At 44.8% G+C, this 17701-nt stretch carries 18 protein-coding genes; 14 read left to right on the top strand and 4 right to left on the bottom strand.

Features of this window, described 5'->3' with window-relative positions:
• The first annotated feature begins 117 nt into the window (after positions 1-117).
• Complete coding sequence (locus BACFIN_RS16140) at positions 118-990, top strand: hypothetical protein (RefSeq protein ID WP_007749407.1); 873 nt, start codon at positions 118-120, stop codon at positions 988-990.
• A gap of 20 nt (positions 991-1010) precedes the next feature.
• On the opposite strand, the gene BACFIN_RS16145 is transcribed toward BACFIN_RS16140, so the two are convergent.
• The gene (locus BACFIN_RS16145; protein WP_032839279.1) at positions 1011-1883 is read right to left on the bottom strand and encodes an NAD kinase; all 873 of its coding nucleotides are present in this window, start codon (positions 1881-1883) and stop codon (positions 1011-1013) included.
• Positions 1884-2031: 148 nt separating this feature from the next.
• Between BACFIN_RS16145 and BACFIN_RS16150 the strand changes: the two genes are divergently transcribed.
• The 13 genes from BACFIN_RS16150 (at position 2032) to folE (ending at position 13643) form a co-directional block, all read left to right on the top strand.
• Positions 2032-2745, top strand: a complete 714-nt coding sequence (locus BACFIN_RS16150) for a pyridoxine 5'-phosphate synthase (RefSeq protein ID WP_022275731.1) — start codon at positions 2032-2034, stop codon at positions 2743-2745.
• Positions 2745-3464, top strand: a complete 720-nt coding sequence (locus tag BACFIN_RS16155; protein ID WP_007749402.1) for a MotA/TolQ/ExbB proton channel family protein — start codon at positions 2745-2747, stop codon at positions 3462-3464. Before BACFIN_RS16150 ends, BACFIN_RS16155 begins: the two co-directional genes overlap by 1 nt.
• A 44-nt stretch (positions 3465-3508) precedes the next feature.
• Complete coding sequence (locus tag BACFIN_RS16160; protein WP_029425952.1) at positions 3509-3925, top strand: ExbD/TolR family protein; 417 nt, start codon at positions 3509-3511, stop codon at positions 3923-3925.
• A gap of 5 nt (positions 3926-3930) precedes the next feature.
• Positions 3931-4809, top strand: a complete 879-nt coding sequence (locus tag BACFIN_RS16165; protein WP_032839278.1) for a cell envelope integrity protein TolA — start codon at positions 3931-3933, stop codon at positions 4807-4809.
• Between the two features lie 70 nt (positions 4810-4879).
• Positions 4880-5431: a DJ-1 family glyoxalase III gene (locus BACFIN_RS16170; RefSeq protein ID WP_007749390.1), complete on the top strand. Its 552-nt coding sequence runs from the start codon at positions 4880-4882 to the stop codon at positions 5429-5431.
• A 7-nt stretch (positions 5432-5438) separates the two neighbouring features.
• A complete protein-coding gene (locus BACFIN_RS16175; RefSeq protein ID WP_007749387.1) occupies positions 5439-6098 on the top strand; it encodes a 2-C-methyl-D-erythritol 4-phosphate cytidylyltransferase in 660 nt (219 codons plus the stop codon).
• The gene (recG, locus tag BACFIN_RS16180) at positions 6099-8195 is read left to right on the top strand and encodes an ATP-dependent DNA helicase RecG (protein WP_007749386.1); all 2097 of its coding nucleotides are present in this window, start codon (positions 6099-6101) and stop codon (positions 8193-8195) included.
• Positions 8196-8418: 223 nt separating this feature from the next.
• A complete protein-coding gene (ndk, locus tag BACFIN_RS16185; RefSeq protein ID WP_007749384.1) occupies positions 8419-8883 on the top strand; it encodes a nucleoside-diphosphate kinase in 465 nt (154 codons plus the stop codon).
• Positions 8884-8901: 18 nt separating this feature from the next.
• Positions 8902-9774: a peptidoglycan DD-metalloendopeptidase family protein gene (locus BACFIN_RS16190; protein WP_007749383.1), complete on the top strand. Its 873-nt coding sequence runs from the start codon at positions 8902-8904 to the stop codon at positions 9772-9774.
• Between the two features lie 121 nt (positions 9775-9895).
• Positions 9896-10438 (top strand): DUF1599 domain-containing protein, encoded by a 543-nt coding sequence (locus BACFIN_RS16195; protein ID WP_007749381.1) that lies wholly within the window; start codon positions 9896-9898, stop codon positions 10436-10438.
• Entirely contained in the window at positions 10428-12497 is a 2070-nt protein-coding gene (locus BACFIN_RS21200) for a BT_3928 family protein (RefSeq protein WP_007749380.1), read from the top strand. The genes BACFIN_RS16195 and BACFIN_RS21200 overlap by 11 nt, the downstream gene beginning before the upstream one ends.
• Before the next feature lie 101 nt (positions 12498-12598).
• Positions 12599-13048 carry an SPOR domain-containing protein gene (locus BACFIN_RS16200; protein WP_007749378.1) on the top strand — a complete coding sequence of 150 codons (450 nt, stop codon included), beginning with the start codon at positions 12599-12601 and terminating at the stop codon, positions 13046-13048.
• Between the two features lie 7 nt (positions 13049-13055).
• Complete coding sequence (gene folE / locus BACFIN_RS16205; protein WP_007749368.1) at positions 13056-13643, top strand: GTP cyclohydrolase I FolE; 588 nt, start codon at positions 13056-13058, stop codon at positions 13641-13643.
• Here folE and dnaG read toward each other — a convergent pair.
• The 3 genes from dnaG to BACFIN_RS16220 form a co-directional block, all read right to left on the bottom strand.
• Complete coding sequence (dnaG, locus tag BACFIN_RS16210; RefSeq protein WP_032839272.1) at positions 13640-15721, bottom strand: DNA primase; 2082 nt, start codon at positions 15719-15721, stop codon at positions 13640-13642. The two genes, folE and dnaG, sit on opposite strands and share 4 nt — an antisense overlap.
• A gap of 125 nt (positions 15722-15846) precedes the next feature.
• Positions 15847-16620 carry a prephenate dehydrogenase gene (locus tag BACFIN_RS16215; protein ID WP_007749366.1) on the bottom strand — a complete coding sequence of 258 codons (774 nt, stop codon included), beginning with the start codon at positions 16618-16620 and terminating at the stop codon, positions 15847-15849.
• A 9-nt stretch (positions 16621-16629) separates the two neighbouring features.
• Positions 16630-17691, bottom strand: coding sequence for a bifunctional 3-deoxy-7-phosphoheptulonate synthase/chorismate mutase type II (locus BACFIN_RS16220; RefSeq protein ID WP_007749364.1), 1062 nt, complete (start codon positions 17689-17691; stop codon positions 16630-16632).
• Between the last annotated feature and the right edge of the window lie 10 nt (positions 17692-17701).

Genomic DNA, 17701 nt, shown 5'->3' with positions numbered 1-17701 from the left:
ATAAGTTAAAATTGTATGGATTAGCAGAGGGGATATAAAAAACTCTCTGCTTTTCTGCTTGACTTCTATTGCGAAATGATTACTTTTGCGGCGGTTATCAATTAACGTACTGGAACTATGAACAAAAAAGGCATTCTTATTGCGGCTGTTGCCGTATTAGTGATAGCGATTATCGGTGTTACCTATCTGTTATTTACTGAAAAACAGGCTAACCGGGAGTTGGTGCAAGAATTCCAATTAGATAAGGAGGATCTGGAAAACGAATATACTCGTTTTGCACAACAATATGATGAGTTAAAGATGACAATTTCCAATGACTCTTTATCTCAGTTGCTGGAGCAAGAGCAGTTGAAGACTCAGCGATTATTGGAAGAACTCCGTACGGTGAAAAGTTCGAATGCGACGGAGATTCGTCGTCTGAAGAAGGAATTGGCTACCTTGCGCAAGGTAATGATTGGCTATATCAATCAGATAGATTCACTGAATAAACTGACGGTACAACAGAAACAAGTCATCGCGGAAGTCACCCAAAAATACAATCAGGCTTCACGACAGATTGATAACCTTTCCGAAGAAAAGAAGAATCTGGATAAGAAAGTGATGTTGGCAGCCCAGCTTGATGCGACCAATATTCGTGTCGAACCACGCAATAAACGCGGTAAAGTGGCGAAAAAAGTGAAAGATGTCGTGAAATTGGCTATCAGCTTTACTATTGTGAAGAATATAACGGCTGAGAACGGAGAGCGTACTGTTTATATACGTATTACCAAACCGGATAATGATGTGTTGACCAAGAGTGCATCCAATACTTTCCCTTATGAAAACCGAACATTGACCTATTCCATTAAGAAGTATATCGAGTACAATGGCGAAGAGCAGAATGTGAATGTGTTTTGGGATGTGGAAGAATTCTTGTACGCCGGAAACTATCGGGTGGATATTTTCGAAGGCGGCAACTTGATCGGTTCCCAGGCGTTCACATTAAATTAAGTCGGTGGGTACAAAATGAGTTATTGCGCCCTGCCATCCGCTCCCCACATCATCTTGGTACGGAGTGTATCGAAAAAAACATGATTGAACCTTTTTACCACTTTTACACTGTAGTCAGCCCGACGGATAGTAAGTTGCGTAGTCTCTTTGCAGGTTTCGCTCCGACCGTCGATGGCGACGAGGAAGTTGTGGCTACGGCTTTCTACATCTAGTGTGATTTCCCAATCATCGCGGATAACGATGGGACGGACATTGAGGCTATGTGGAGCTACGGGAGTGATGGCGATAGTGTTGGAGTGAGGCACAATGATAGGCCCGCCTACGCTCAATGAGTATGCGGTTGATCCGGTCGGAGTGGCAATCACCAGTCCGTCAGCCTGATATGTATTTAGAAAAGCGCCGTTGATAGCCGTGCGGATACTGATCATGGAGGAACTGTCCCGCTTTAATACTGCTATCTCGTTCAAGGCATACGGACATTCCTGTAAATGTGTGTCGTTACAAATCAATTGCAGCACGCTTCTTTCCTCCACACTGTACCGTCCAGCATGAATTTCATTGAATGTCTCTTCCATTTCTTCGGGAGAGATGTCGGCAAGGAACCCTAAACGTCCCGTATTAATGCCAAGAATCGGAATCCCTTTTTTGCCTACACGGCGGGCGGCTTTCAGAAAAGTTCCGTCACCTCCGATACTGATCACCATATCGGCTGTAAAATCATCGCCATCCAGTAATTGATCGGCTTCGATTTTCATTTGTTCTGAAATCAAGAACTGGTAGAACTCTCTGCATACACATATTTCAGCTCCCTGTCTCTTCAATAATTGAAACAGGTTGGCGGCATGAAAAGACTTTTTGGGCTGATAAGTATTTCCGAAGATGGCAAATTTCATAAGCTGTATCATTGGTTTCGGTTGCAAATTTGGCACTTTTTCTTGGATTTCTACTTTAAATAACCAAAAAAGAACGGAGAATGCGTTTCGTATTATTAGGCAACTAATAATAATATTTGTATTTTTGCGGCAAATATTACATAGAACTATGACTAAATTAAGTGTGAACATAAACAAGATAGCTACGCTGAGAAACGCACGGGGAGGAAATGTTCCCGATGTGGTGAAGGTAGCCCTTGATTGTGAGTCTTTTGGAGCAGACGGCATAACGGTTCATCCCCGTCCCGATGAACGCCACATTCGCCATTCGGATGTATACGCCTTGCGCCCTTTGTTGCGGACTGAATTTAATATCGAAGGTTATCCGTCGCCTGAGTTTATAGACCTGGTGCTGAAGGTAAAGCCGCATCAAGTAACTTTGGTTCCCGATGACCCTTCACAATTGACTTCCAATTCAGGCTGGGATACAAAAGCAAATCTGGAACTTCTGACGGAAGTTCTCGACCAATTCAACAGTGCGGGTATTCGTACATCCGTTTTTGTTGCCGCCGATTCGGAAATGGTGGAATATGCAGCAAAGGCTGGTGCCGACCGTGTGGAGCTTTATACGGAACCATATGCTACGAATTATCCGAAAAACCCGGAAACGGCTATCGCCCCTTTTATCGAAGCTGCGAAAACCGCTCGTAAATTGGGCATCGGTCTCAATGCCGGTCATGATTTGAGTCTTGTTAATTTAAACTATTTCTATAAAAACATTCCTTGGGTGGATGAGGTTTCTATCGGGCACGCTTTGATTAGTGACGCACTGTATTTAGGATTGGAACGTACCATTCAGGAATATAAAAACTGTTTACGCTGATGAATGCAATGATATTGTTGGCTCAAGGGGCTATGAATATGGCCGACTCGCTGGCTACCGCCAACCCTGTACTGACGGAAGTTGGCACTCCTGAAATGAATATGCTTGATATGGCTATCAAGGGGGGATGGATTATGGTTGTGCTGGGCGTACTGTCTGTGGTCTGTTTCTATATCCTGTTTGAACGTAACTATATGATCCGTAAGGCCGGGAAAGAGGATCCTATGTTTATGGAGCGGATTAAAGATTATATTCATAGCGGAGAAATCAAAGCGGCTATCAACTATTGCCGTACGATGAATACTCCTTCGGCGCGTATGATTGAAAAAGGTATCAGTCGTTTGGGACGTCCGATAAATGATGTACAGGTAGCTATCGAGAATGTAGGTAACATTGAGGTTGCGAAGCTGGAAAAAGGGCTTACCGTGATGGCGACTATCTCCGGCGGCGCTCCAATGCTGGGATTTCTCGGAACGGTGACCGGTATGGTGCGCGCATTCTACGAGATGGCGAATGCGGGTAGCGGGAATATAGATATTACGTTGCTTTCCGGTGGTATCTATGAAGCGATGATTACTACAGTCGGAGGTCTGATTGTCGGTATTATTGCCATGTTTGCTTATAACTATCTGGTGATGCTGGTAGACCGTGTCGTAAACAAAATGGAATCCCGCACAATGGAATTCATGGATTTGTTGAACGAGCCTGCCCAAAAGTAACTTTATAGCTGACAGCTAATCACTAACCATTAATCACTAATAAAGTGGGATTAAAAAGAAGAAATAGAGTATCGCCCAATTTCAGTATGGCTTCCATGACGGATGTCATATTTCTGTTGCTGATATTCTTTATGATAACCTCTACTGTGGTGTCGCCCAATGCTATTAAAGTGCTGTTACCGCAAGGCAAGCAGCAAACTTCGGCCAAACCGCTGACTAGAGTCATTATCGATAAGGACTTGAATTTCTATGCGGCTTTCGGCAATGAGAAGGAGCAACCCGTAGCGTTGAATGATTTGACATCATTTTTGCAGAGCTGTGCGGAGAAGGAACCTGAAATGTATGTGGCATTATATGCGGATGAATCAGTGCCTTACCGTGAAATAGTACGGGTACTGAACATCGCGAACGAGAATCATTTTAAGATGGTGCTGGCTACACGCCCGCCCGAAAACAGATAAGAATGATGGACAGAAGAAAAAAGGGTGAATACATAGGAGCGCTGGGTGCATTGCTGGTGCACGTGGCAGTGATTGCTCTTTTGATTCTGGTGAGCTTCACTGTTCCGCAGCCGGATGAAGATGCGGGTGGAATACCCGTGATGATGGGCAATGTGGAATCGGCGCGTGGCTTTGACGACCCTTCGCTGGTAGATGTGGACGTGCTGGATGAGGATGCGGCAGCTCCTGCGGAAACACAGCCGGAACTACCTTCAGAACAAGACCTGTTGACGCAGACTGAGGAGGAAACGGTCGCCGTGAAACCGAAAACAGAAGAAGTTAAAAAGGAGACGGTGAAACCTAAGGAGACGGTTAAGCCGAAAGAACCTGTGAAGAAACCGGAAAAGACCGAAGCTGAGAAAGCTGCGGAAGCCAAACGGCTTGCAGAGGAAAAGGCGGAACGTGAACGTAAGGCTGCCGAAGAAGCCGCAAGGAAGAAAGTTGCCGGTGCTTTTGGTAAGGGAGCGCAAATGACCGGCAATAAAGGGACGGCAACCGGTGGCACAGGTACGGAAGGCGGCAAAGAAGGCAATTCTTCTACCGGTGCGAAAATAGGAATAGGAGGCGAGGGAACATTTGACCTCGGCGGACGTTCTTTAGGTGCAGGCACCAGTCTGCCGAAACCTGTTTATAATGTACAGGAAGAGGGACGGGTTGTTGTGAATATCACGGTAAATCCTGCCGGACAGGTGATTGCAACCAGTATCAATCTTTCGCATACGAATACTCCGAACCGTTTCTTACGAAAAGCAGCCGAAGATGCGGCAAAGAAAGCCCGTTTTGAGGCGGTGGAAAGAATGACGAATCAGATTGGAACGATTACGTATAACTTTAAGTTGAGATAGAGAATAGTTAACAATCAGTGCGCAGCCAATTGGCACATTAGCATATTGGCACATTAATACATTATTATATATGGGAACTGTATACGCATTTTTTGCAGATGGCTTTGAAGAAATCGAAGCATTAACTGCTGTTGACACGTTGAGACGTGCCGGACTGAATGTAGAAATCGTATCCGTTACACCGGATGAAATCGTAGTCGGAGCACATGATGTGTCCCTTCTTTGCGACGTCAACTTTGAAAATTGCGATTTCTTTGACGCTGAGCTTTTGTTGTTGCCGGGAGGAATGCCGGGAGCAGCTACGCTTGATAAGCACGAAGGATTGCGCAAACTGATTCTTAGCTTTGCGGAAAAAGGCAAGCCTATCGCTGCCATTTGCGCGGCTCCGATGGTATTGGGCAAATTGGGATTGCTGAAAGGTAAGAAAGCTACTTGTTATCCCGGATTCGAACAGTATCTGGAAGGTGCGGAATGTGTCGGTGAACACGTTGTCCGTGACGGAAATATTATAACGGGTATGGGACCGGGCGCTGCTATGGAATTTGCTTTAGCTATCGTAGAGCTGTTGGCTGGTAAAGAGAAAGTAGACGAATTGGCGGAAGCGATGTGTGTTAAGCGCTAAGCCGTTTATGAAGAAATATGTCATTATTGTCGCCGGTGGGAAGGGGTTGCGAATGGGGAGTGAGCTTCCGAAACAATTTCTTCCTATCGGTGGTAAGCCTGTACTGATGCGTACGTTGGAAGCATTCCGGAAGTATGAGGCTACACTTCAGATTATATTAGTGCTTCCCAAAGAACAACAGGATTTCTGGAAACAGCTTTGTGAAGAATATCATTTTGACGTAGGACACCTCATTGCCGATGGGGGAGAGACACGCTTTCATTCGGTAAAGAATGGTTTGGCATTGGTGCGGGAATCCGGATTGGTGGGAGTTCATGACGGGGTTCGTCCGTTTGTCTCGGTCGATGTAATCCGTAACTGCTATGATTTGGCGGAGACAAGGAAGGCTGTAATTCCTGTTATCGATGTAGTGGAAACCGTACGCCATTTGACCGGCAATAGTAGCGAGACAGTCAGTCGCAATGATTATAAACTGGTGCAGACACCGCAAGTATTCGATACTGAACTATTGAAGCGGGCATATACGCAGGAGTTTACTCCGTTCTTTACAGATGACGCTTCTGTGGTAGAAGCAATGGGAGTGCCTGTATATCTTGCCGAAGGCAACCGTGAGAATATAAAAATAACGACCCCTTTCGATTTAAAAATAGGGAGTGCACTTTTGTAAATGTTCGATTTAGTCACACGAGACATAAAGTTTATCTCCGGTGTAGGTCCTCAGAGGGCCGCTATATTAAATAAGGAGCTTGGAATCTACTCTTTGCACGATTTAATTTACTACTTTCCTTATAAATACGTTGACCGGAGCCGCGTCTATTACATTCACGAAATAGATGGCAATATGCCGTATATCCAATTGAAGGGAGAGATTCTCGGCTTTGAGGCTATCGGTGAAGGACGGCAGCGTCGCCTGACTGCTCATTTTTCGGATGGGACGGGTGTAGTGGATCTGGTGTGGTTTCAAGGAATAAAGTACATCTTAGGCAAATATAAACTTCACGAAGAGTATATCATTTTCGGTAAACCGACCGTGTTCAACGGACGTATCAACGTAGCGCATCCCGATATAGACAAATCGGATGAACTGAAACTTTCGTCCGTAGGTTTGCAGCCTTATTACAATACGACGGAGAAAATGAAGCGCAGCTTCCTCAACTCCCATGCGATAGAGAAAATGATGGCTACTGTCATTCAGCAGATACAGGAGCCTTTGCCCGAGACTCTTTCGCCCAAACTGCTGGCGGAACATCATCTGATGCCCTTGACGGAAGCGCTTCGGAATATTCATTTCCCTGCCAACCCCGATTTGCTCCGCAGAGCGCAATACCGTCTCAAATTCGAGGAACTGTTTTATGTGCAATTGAATATTCTTCGGTATGCCAAAGACAGGCAGAGAAGGTATCGGGGCTATGTTTTTGAGAAGGTAGGGGATGTATTTAACACATTCTATGCCAAGAATCTTCCTTTTCAGCTGACGGGTGCTCAGAAACGGGTATTGAAGGAAATACGTAACGACGTAGGCAGCGGGCGGCAGATGAACCGCCTTTTGCAAGGGGATGTCGGAAGCGGAAAAACATTGGTTGCTTTGATGAGTATGTTGCTGGCTTTGGATAATGGTTATCAGGCGTGTATGATGGCCCCTACGGAGATACTCGCCAATCAGCATTATGAAACCATAAAAGAACTGCTTTTCGGCATGGATATCCGTGTTGAGTTGTTGACCGGATCCATTAAAGGAAAAAAACGGGAGGCTATTCTTTCCGGACTGCTGACCGGAGATGTGCATATCCTGATAGGAACGCATGCCGTTATCGAAGATACTGTAAATTTCTCATCTTTGGGATTCGTGGTTATTGACGAACAACATCGTTTCGGGGTAGCGCAACGTGCCCGCCTGTGGAGTAAGAATAATCAACCTCCACATGTGCTTGTCATGACAGCGACCCCCATTCCGCGAACATTGGCCATGACTTTATACGGTGATCTGGATGTGTCTGTTATTGACGAGTTGCCTCCCGGACGAAAGCCGATAACTACTGTGCATCAGTTCGACAATCGTCGGGAGAGCATCTACCGTTCAGTGCAGAAGCAGATTGATGAGGGACGTCAGGTTTATATCGTTTATCCTTTGATAAAGGAAAGTGAGAAGATCGATTTGAAGAACCTTGAAGAGGGGTATCAACATATCCTCGAAGAATTCCCCAAGTGCAAGGTTTGCAAGGTGCATGGCAAAATGAAACCGGCTGAGAAAGACGAGCAGATGCAGCTTTTCGTTTCGGGAGAGGCACAGATAATGGTGGCTACTACGGTGATAGAAGTCGGAGTAAACGTACCGAATGCTTCGGTAATGATTATTGAAAATGCCGAACGTTTCGGACTTTCTCAATTGCACCAGTTGAGGGGACGGGTAGGACGTGGAGCGGAACAGTCTTATTGTATTTTAGTCACTAATTATAAGTTGACGGAAGATACTCGTAAACGACTGGAAATAATGGTGCGTACCAACGATGGTTTTGAAATAGCGGAGGCCGATTTAAAACTTCGTGGTCCGGGAGATCTTGAAGGTACTCAGCAGAGTGGTGTCGCTTTTGACCTGAAGATTGCCGATATAGCCCGCGACGGACAACTTCTGCAATATGTCCGTACCATTGCCGAAGAAATAGTAGAGCATGACTTTGCAGCGCAGAATCCGGAGAACGAGATTTTGTGGCGACAACTGAAAGCATTGCGGAAAACGAATGTTAACTGGGCTGCCATTAGCTGAAAAACGGTTAAACATACAGTTTATTTACGTAAATGTGTTGCAAAACATATTTAGTCCTTATTCTCCCTATTTATAGGAGTTTAGGGGACAATTATTAGCACGCTTACCGGCTAACCGTCTGAAAAATAGTTAATGACTTCCTTGCAGTTTCATCGGAAAATGCTACCTTTGGGGGAATTTTTTAGTAAATGTATAGTTTAACCAATTTATAAAGTCGAGTATTATGCTTGAAAAAACGCTGGTCATTTTAAAACCATGTACCCTTCAACGGGGATTGATAGGTGAGATAACCCATCGCTTTGAACGTAAAGGATTACGGTTGGCCGGTATGAAGATGATGCAACTGACAGATGAATTGTTAGGCGAACATTATGCCCACCTTAGCGGCAAGCCATTCTTTCAACGTGTGAAAGATTCCATGATGACAGCTCCTGTCATTGTTTGTTGTTTTGAGGGTGTGGATGCTATTCAAACAGTCCGTACATTGGCGGGACCAACTAACGGACGTCTGGCTGCTCCGGGAACCATTCGTGGAGATTACAGTATGAGCTTTCAAGAGAATATAGTTCATGCTTCCGATTCTCCGGAAACCGCAGCTGTTGAATTAACGAGATTTTTTAAACCGGAAGAAATATTCGATTACAAGCAGGCTACTTTTGATTACCTGTATGCAAACGACGAATATTAAATGATTTGACAAGAACGAATGAATTTTAACTGCATTATTAAAACCGGATTGGTGGCTGTAGCGGCTATGGTTAGTTTGAGCTCTTTCTCTCAAGACCTGATTGCCCGCCAAGCACCGATAGACAAGAAATTGAAAACTGTTGACTCTTTGGCATTGCAGAAGCAAATCCGTGCCGAACAGTCCGAATATCCTGCCCTTAGTCTTTATCCTAACTGGAATAACCAGTATGTACATGCTTACGGAAACGCTATTATTCCCGAAACTTATACAATCGACCTGACCGGATTCCATATGCCGACTCCGAGTACGAAGATAACTTCGCCTTTCGGTCCCCGTTGGAGAAGAATGCACAACGGTCTTGACTTGAAGGTTAATATCGGCGATACTATCGTGGCTGCCTTTGATGGTAAGGTACGTATCGTGAAATATGAGCGTAGAGGTTATGGCAAGTATGTCGTTATTCGTCACGACAATGGTTTGGAGACTGTTTACGGACACTTGTCCAAGCAGTTGGTAGAAGAAAATCAATTGGTGAAAGCCGGTGAAGTGATAGGTCTGGGTGGTAATACGGGACGTTCTACCGGTTCGCATCTTCATTTTGAGACTCGTTTCTTAGGAATTGCAATCAATCCGATTTATATGTTCGACTTCCCGAAACAGGATATCGTAGCCGATACCTATACGTTCCGGAAAACGAAAGGTGTGAAACGCGCCGGTTCTCATGACACACAAGCGGCAGATGGCACTATCCGCTATCATAAAGTGAAAAGTGGAGATACCCTGTCACGCATCGCTAAATTGCGTGGTGTATCGGTCAGCACGCTTTGTAAGTTAAACCGTATTAAGCCGACAACGACTTTGCGCATCGGACAAGTCTTGCGTTGTTCATAAATATCTTGCTTATAAAACAGTAATACAATATCTTTAGAAGAGGGCACTTTAATATAATTTAGAGTGCCCTCTTTCTGTTTTTACTTAATTATTGTTACCTTTGCACACTATTTGGAAGAAAATGAAAGATACCAAGCAACAATTTGAACATGTCATCGCTTTATGCCGTGACTTATTCTCCAAGAAGCTGCACGATTACGGTCCTGCGTGGCGTATCCTGCGTCCGGCTTCGGTGACCGATCAGATTTTTATCAAAGCCAACCGGATACGTAGTATTGAAACTAAAGGAGTGACTTTGGTAGACGAAGGAATCCGTTCTGAATTCATTGCGATTGTCAATTACGGTATTGTCGGACTGATTCAGCTGGAATTGGGATATGCCGAATCTGCCGACATCAGTAATGAAGAAGCGATGACGCTTTATGATAAGTATGCCCAAGCGGCATTGGAACTGATGCTTGCCAAGAACCATGATTATGATGAGGCTTGGCGGAGTATGCGCGTTAGTTCGTATACAGACTTGATTTTGATGAAAATTTACCGCACCAAGCAGATTGAAAGTCTGTCCGGTAACACATTGGTGTCCGAAGGAATCGACGCTAATTACATGGACATGATTAATTATTCGGTTTTTGGATTGATAAAGATAGAATTTGAAGGATAAGAACTTACATATTATTCAGGAAGTGGTGGCGAACACCGGTCGCTTTATTCTGGCGGCTTCGTTCATATTTTCCGGATTTGTAAAGGCAGTTGATCCACTGGGATTCCAGTATAAGATACAGGATTATCTGGCTGCATTCGGAATGGCTTCTTGGTTCCCTTCATTTTTCCCGCTATTGGGAGGTATCGTGTTATCTTCTGTCGAATTCTTTATTGGTATCTCTTTGTTTTTCGGAACGCGAAGGACGATCGCTTCTTCATTGGCGTTAATGCTGATGATTTTTATGACGCCACTGACACTGTACCTTGCCCTCTTTGATCCGGTTTCGGACTGTGGTTGTTTTGGCGATGCTTGGGTTTTGACGAATTGGGAGACATTTGGCAAAAATGTAGTGCTCCTGCTTGCGGCTGCCGGAACGTTCCGGTATAGGAAGATGGTGTTCCGGTTCATTAGCGTGAAGATGGAATGGCTGGTTTCATTATATACACTGTTTTTTGTGTTTACTTTGTCATTTTATTGCTTGAACCGTTTGCCTGTATTAGACTTCCGGCCGTATAAGATTGGAAAGAATATATCGGAAGGGATGACGATTCCCGATGGAGCGAAACCGAGTGTATATGAAAGTATTTTTGTGCTGGAAAAGAATGGCGAAAAGAAAGAATTTACGCTGGATAACTATCCGGACAGTACTTGGACATTTGTCGATACACGTACTGTACTTAAGGAAAAAGGCTATGAACCGCCCATCCATGATTTTTCCATAATGGATTTGGATACAGGAGATGATATTACGGAAGATGTCCTGACCGATATGGGATATACATTCCTGTTGGTTGCCCACCGGATTGAGGAAGCGGATGACAGTAATATTGATTTGATTAATGAAATATATGATTATTCGGTGGAACATGGTTACAGATTTTATTGCCTGACTTCCTCACCCGAAGAACAAATCGAATTATGGAAAGACAAGACTGGTGCAGAGTATCCTTTCTGTCAGATGGATGATATAACTCTGAAGACGATGGTGCGTTCCAATCCGGGATTAATGCTGATTAAGAACGGGACTATTCTGAATAAGTGGAGTGACGAGGATATTCCGGACGAATACGTGTTGACCGATAAACTGGAGAATTTGCCATTGGGACAACAAAAGTTGGAAAGTGATTTTCACACAGTGGGATATGTTTTCCTGTGGTTTGTTATCCCGTTGTTGCTTGTGCTGGGCGTGGATGTGCTGGTTATTCGCCGTAGAGAACGAAAAAAAAGTTTTATTAACCCTTTAAATAAAGAAAACAAAATGAGAAAGAACATTGTTGCAGGAAACTGGAAAATGAACAAAACCCTTCAAGAGGGTATCGCTTTGGCTAAAGAATTGAACGAAGCATTGGCTAACGAAAAGCCTAACTGTGATGTGATCATCTGTACTCCGTTTATCCACTTGGCTTCTGTCACTCCGTTGGTAGACGCTGCTAAGATTGGTGTAGGTGCTGAAAACTGTGCAGACAAGGCTTCCGGTGCATATACAGGTGAGGTATCGGCTGAGATGGTTGCTTCTACAGGAGCCAAATATGTAATTTTGGGACACTCTGAACGTCGTGCTTACTACGGTGAAACAGTTGCTATCCTTGAAGAAAAAGTGAAATTGGCTTTGGCTAACGGTCTGACTCCGATTTTCTGTATCGGTGAGGTTCTGGAAGAACGCGAAGCTAACAAGCAGAATGAAGTGGTAGCTGCACAGATGGCTTCTGTATTCTCTCTGTCTGCTGAAGATTTCTCAAAGATTATCTTGGCTTACGAACCGGTTTGGGCTATCGGTACAGGTAAAACTGCTACTCCGGAACAAGCTCAGGAAATCCACGCTTTCATCCGTTCAATCGTTGCTGACAAGTATGGCAAGGAGATCGCTGACAATACCTCTATCCTTTATGGTGGTAGCTGCAAGCCTTCTAATGCAAAAGAATTGTTCGCTAATCCGGACGTTGATGGTGGTTTGATCGGTGGCGCCGCTCTGAAGGTTGCTGATTTCAAAGGTATCATTGATGCGTTCAATGCATAATTAACTTTCACCACGGATTACACAGACTCGCACAGATTAACTTCATTCAATGAAAATCTGTATTAATCCGTGTAATCTGTGGTGAACTATTTCATTATCAAATGAGAAAACTTGTTTTATTTGTCCTATTGCTTCTCTTGGTGGGTGCCGGTGCACAGGCGCAGGGCATTATCAGGAGTTTGGAGCGTACGGTGCCGGGGCAGGGAAAGGTGACCATTCACCAGGATCCCCGTATTGAAGCTCTGATTGGCATGGAGCGTCCTGCAACAGGCGAACAGAAGGTGATAAAGACTTCCGGTTTCCGGATACAGGCGTATGCAGGCAATAATACGCGACAGGCAAAAAACGATGCTGATCGTGTAGCTTCAAGAGTCAAAGAGTATTTTCCGGAGTTGTCGGTATATACTTCGTTTATTTCGCCCCGTTGGCTTTGTCGTGTGGGTGATTTCCGAAGTATTGAAGAGGCGGACGCAATGATGCGTCGGTTGAAAGCTACCGGTATGTTTAAAGAGGTTTCTATTGTGAGAGACCAGATCAATATTCCTTTATAAATCTGTCATGTTGGAAAAAGAAGAAATTGTCTCTCCGAATTTGGAGGAATTGAAGAATCATTATCGTAGTATTATAACTTTGTTGGGCGAAGATGCTGAACGGGAAGGGCTGTTGAAAACTCCCGAACGGGTAGCTAAGGCGATGCTGAGTTTAACAAAAGGGTATCACATCGATCCGCACGAAGTACTTCGTTCCGCTAAATTCAAAGAGGAATATAGTCAGATGGTGATTGTGAAAGACATTGATTTCTTCTCTCTCTGCGAACATCATATGCTACCGTTTTATGGAAAGGCACACGTGGCCTATATTCCTAACGGCTATATCACGGGACTTAGTAAGATTGCCCGTGTGGTCGATATATTCTCTCATCGCCTGCAAGTGCAGGAACGCATGACGTTGCAAATCAAGGAGTGTATTCAGGAAACGCTGAATCCGTTAGGTGTAATGGTTGTAGTGGAAGCCAAACATATGTGTATGCAAATGCGTGGTGTTGAAAAACAGAACTCTATTACTACTACTTCCGACTTTACGGGGGCTTTCAATCAGGCAAAGACTCGCGAAGAGTTTATGAATCTCATCCAGCACGGGAGTTAGTGTAGAACAACCCTATCCCCCAAGCGTTTTGCCATAATGCTTTGTACGGTTCTCAGCTCATTATAACGTTGCATTAGTGAGTCGCACTTTTCATTGTCATGAGCGAGCGCCGGGTCCTGCAGTGCATAAAGCATATGCTTCAGTTCTTCCGTAACGATTGCGTATTTAAAGTTAATCATCAACATGGGAACCAGTTCGTAGAGCCGTTCTTCATCTGTCACAATCTTCTGTGATTTGGAGTGGTATTTGCTGAGTTGATAACGTACATTAATCAGGTCTACGCTCAATTTACTGATAATCGGGTCAGGATGTGCCAGAAAGTAACGTTCCGCGATAAAAGCCGAATCATGCATGTGTGCGGCAGCTTCCGACAGCATTTGGCGATGCAATGGATTATGGAAAGCCAAATCATCCTCTTTCAAGTCATTGACAACATATTCTATGACAGTGACTGGGATTTCATTTCCTTCTTCGTCAGTCAGATTACACATGACTTTCTCACCGTAACGGACTACGGCCTGTAATATCAACCGCTCGAATTTATAAAATTCCTGTCCTTCTTTTCCTTCCTGCGGAATAAAAGAAGCATAGTTGTCTTCTTGTGGCGGGAAAGGGGATTCTGTATATCCTGCCTCAGCAATTTCAGGAGGCAATGGAACATCCCCATTGGGAGCGGGCATATTTCCGGCCTGTTCACCTTGTGGCATAGAGGCTGCCCTTTCGGCAATCCGTCGGTCCCGCTCTGTCTGTTCCGCCCGTTTCTCCGCTTGCGTTTCCCGTCTTTTGGCTACTTCCGAAACCAACAGTTTATCTTCTATATGTAATAGTTGGGCACATTCTTTGATATACACATCCCGTACAATTGCTTCCGGTATGACCGAAATGCTTTGTACCAGATTACCGATCAGTTCCGCACGTTTGATGGGATCTCTTCCGGCGTCCTCTAACAACAAGTTAGTCTTGAAGCGGATAAAGTCCGTTTCGTGTTCCGAGATGAAGGCCTGGAATTCCGTAGAGTTATGTTTGCGGGCGAAAGAGTCCGGGTCGTCACCGTCGGGAAGCAGGCAGACTTTGACGTTCATACCCTCTTCGAGCAGCATATCAATACCACGGATAGAAGCTTTGATACCTGCGGCGTCCCCGTCATAAAGCACCGTCATATTGTTTGTGAAGCGGTGAATCATACGGATTTGTCCCGGGGTAAGCGCTGTTCCCGAAGAGGCCACTACATTCTCGATGCCGGATTGATGCATAGAGATTACGTCTGTGTACCCTTCAACCAAAAAGCAACGGTCTTGTTTTACAATCGCCTGTTTGGCAAAATAGATACCGTATAGTTCGTTGCTCTTGTGGTAAATATCCGATTCGGGAGAATTGACATATTTGACCTTAACCCCTTTGGTCGCATTGGCAAGCACACGTCCGCCGAAAGCTACTACCTTTCCCGAAAGAGTGTGTACCGGGAATATGACACGTCCCCAAAAGCGGTCCCGCAGACGATGGTCATCCGTTTCATAACAAAGTCCCGTTTTCACAAGATACTCTTTCTTATATCCTTTCTGTATTGCTTCTTGGGCGAAAGCGTCATGGCTGTCGGTGCAATATCCTAACTGAAACTTCTCGATGATATCATCCCGAAAGCCGCGATTGCGGAAATAAGCCATCCCGATACTGCGGCCGTCTACATGGTTCTTCAGTATATTCTGAAAGTAATCGCGTGCGAAGTTATTGACGATAAACAGGCTTTCCCGTTCGCTTTGCACAAACTTTTCTTCATCACTCAGTTCCCGTTCTTTGATTTCGATATTGTACTTTTTGGCGAGGTATCTTAGTGCTTCCGGATAGGACATCTGCTCGTGCTCCATGATGAAGTGTACGGCATTTCCCCCTTTTCCACATGCGAAACATTTGCAAAGCCCTTTGGCGGGAGAGACATAAAAAGAAGGAGTCTTGTCGTTATGAAAAGGACACAAACCGACATAATTCACTCCACGCTTGCGTAGTGTGACAAAATCTGAAACGACATCCATGATCTGTGCCGCATCCAATATCCGGTCTATGGTAGCTTGATCTATCATTCTTTCTATCTCCTGTAAATCTGTTTTTGCGGATACAAAGGTACACATAAAAAAATCCCCTGCAAAGAACTTTTTTGCAGGGGACCGTTAAATCTTATGTGTAATCAGTGATTGCCGATTACGGGTTATTTGATCTTTTCCCGAATCTTTGTCAGATACTTCTTCATTCCTTCCGCATCCTTGTTCTCAATGATTTCGAGAAGATTTTTCAGCTCGGTGCGGATGTTGGCCACCTGTCCCGGAGTGCGCGGGTTGAACAGAATTTCCTGAAGCAGGTAGTCATCTTCGCTCAGCAAACCTTTGGCAATAGCCATATGCTTCTTGAATGTGGTTCCCGGTGCTTCCTGGTGTTTCATTACAGCTGCAAATACGAACGTCGAAACGAACGGGATGGATAGCGAGTAAGCCACCGTTTCATCATGTTCGTCAAAGGTATATTCGAAGATGTTCAACCGCAAGGTCTGGTAGAGGTCTTTAAAAAAGATCTTACCCAAGTGATCTCCTTCACTGATGATAATGGCGTTCTCGCTGCTTAGATTGCTAAGGCTGGCGAAAGTCGGACCGAACATAGGGTGACTGGAAACATAACGGAAGCCGCTTTCTTCGTAGAACTTCTTCAGTCCCGTTTTAACAGAAGCAATATCACTGATGATGCAATCTTTGGGCAGCACAGGCAACACTTTGCGGAAAGCGTCCAGTGTGTACTTTACTGTTGCGGCGTTGATAACCAGTTCCGGTTCAAAATCCTTGATTTCTTCCAATGTCGTGAAACGATAAGTGTTGTAGACAAAACGTAATTGGTGCGGGTTGACGTCGAACACGGCCGTTTCGTGTTGGAAGCTCAATATATCAGTAAAGAAAGAGCCCATTTTCCCGGCTCCGAGTATTAATATTCTCATATCTATTGTTTATTTGTTGATAATCTCCATCTGTTGGCGGACAGACTCTTCGTGGATAGCCTCGAAGATTTTCTTCATGAATTCCGCATCCATACCGCATTGTTCCCCTTGTGAACCGCGCTTTTCCAGAATTTCATTGTAACGTCCGGTCTGGAGTACGGTGATATTATGTTCTTTCTTGTATGTACCGATTTCACGGGCAATGCGCATTCTTTTTGCCAACTCTTGAATGATGTTGTCATCGCATTCATCAATCTGTTTGCGTAGCAGCCCCAGACTTTCGGTCGATTGGGTCTCGGTACGGATAACCAATAGATTGAGGATATAGTCGAGTACATCCGGTGTCACTTGTTGGGAAGCGTCACTCCATGCACAATCCGGATTGCAGTGGCTTTCTACGATCAGACCGTCGAAGTTAAGGTCCATAGCCTGCTGACAAAGCGGAGCTACCAGTTCGCGTTTTCCACCGATATGACTGGGATCGCAGAAGATGGGAAGATTAGGGATGCGGCGGCGCAATTCGATAGGAATGTGCCATTGGGGCAGATTGCGGTAAATCTTCTTATCGTAGCTGCTGAAACCACGATGAATAGCACCTAGACGTTTCAGACCTGCATTGTTGATACGTTCCAAGGCTCCGATCCACAATTCAAGATCCGGATTTACAGGGTTCTTGACCAATACGGGGATATCAACGCCTTTCAGAGCGTCTGCGATTTCCTGTACGGCGAAAGGGTTGGCAGTGGTACGTGCACCTACCCAAAGAATATCGATTCCGGCTTTCAGACATTCGTAAACGTGCTTGGCTGTTGCAACTTCGGTTGCGACATACATACCGGTTTCTTTTTTCACCTCTTTCAACCAGGCAAGACCTTCGACGCCTATACCCTCGAAGCCTCCCGGTTTGGTACGTGGTTTCCAGATTCCTGCACGGAATATTTTCTGACCTTTCGCTGCCAATTGCTTGGCTGTATCCATTACCTGTTCTTCTGTTTCTGCGCTACACGGGCCGGCAATGACAATCGGTCTTTTAGCCTCAATGCCCGGTAATAAAATTGATTCGAGTTCCATAATAATAATG

It is taken from the genome of Bacteroides finegoldii DSM 17565, assembly GCF_000156195.1.
GTDB classification, from domain to species: Bacteria; Bacteroidota; Bacteroidia; order Bacteroidales; family Bacteroidaceae; genus Bacteroides; species Bacteroides finegoldii.
This window is presented reverse-complemented; position numbering and strand designations above follow the sequence as displayed.

Coding starts and splice junctions, on each gene's coding strand:
- BACFIN_RS16140 (WP_007749407.1), top strand. CDS start 118: ATGAACAAAAAAGGCATTCTTATTGCGGCTGTTGCCGTATTAGTGATA.
- BACFIN_RS16145 (WP_032839279.1), bottom strand. CDS start 1,883: ATGAAATTTGCCATCTTCGGAAATACTTATCAGCCCAAAAAGTCTTTT.
- BACFIN_RS16150 (WP_022275731.1), top strand. CDS start 2,032: ATGACTAAATTAAGTGTGAACATAAACAAGATAGCTACGCTGAGAAAC.
- BACFIN_RS16155 (WP_007749402.1), top strand. CDS start 2,745: ATGAATGCAATGATATTGTTGGCTCAAGGGGCTATGAATATGGCCGAC.
- BACFIN_RS16165 (WP_032839278.1), top strand. CDS start 3,931: ATGGACAGAAGAAAAAAGGGTGAATACATAGGAGCGCTGGGTGCATTG.
- BACFIN_RS16170 (WP_007749390.1), top strand. CDS start 4,880: ATGGGAACTGTATACGCATTTTTTGCAGATGGCTTTGAAGAAATCGAA.
- BACFIN_RS16175 (WP_007749387.1), top strand. CDS start 5,439: ATGAAGAAATATGTCATTATTGTCGCCGGTGGGAAGGGGTTGCGAATG.
- recG (WP_007749386.1), top strand. CDS start 6,099: ATGTTCGATTTAGTCACACGAGACATAAAGTTTATCTCCGGTGTAGGT.
- ndk (WP_007749384.1), top strand. CDS start 8,419: ATGCTTGAAAAAACGCTGGTCATTTTAAAACCATGTACCCTTCAACGG.
- BACFIN_RS16190 (WP_007749383.1), top strand. CDS start 8,902: ATGAATTTTAACTGCATTATTAAAACCGGATTGGTGGCTGTAGCGGCT.
- BACFIN_RS16195 (WP_007749381.1), top strand. CDS start 9,896: ATGAAAGATACCAAGCAACAATTTGAACATGTCATCGCTTTATGCCGT.
- BACFIN_RS16200 (WP_007749378.1), top strand. CDS start 12,599: ATGAGAAAACTTGTTTTATTTGTCCTATTGCTTCTCTTGGTGGGTGCC.
- folE (WP_007749368.1), top strand. CDS start 13,056: ATGTTGGAAAAAGAAGAAATTGTCTCTCCGAATTTGGAGGAATTGAAG.
- dnaG (WP_032839272.1), bottom strand. CDS start 15,721: ATGATAGATCAAGCTACCATAGACCGGATATTGGATGCGGCACAGATC.
- BACFIN_RS16215 (WP_007749366.1), bottom strand. CDS start 16,620: ATGAGAATATTAATACTCGGAGCCGGGAAAATGGGCTCTTTCTTTACT.
- BACFIN_RS16220 (WP_007749364.1), bottom strand. CDS start 17,691: ATGGAACTCGAATCAATTTTATTACCGGGCATTGAGGCTAAAAGACCG.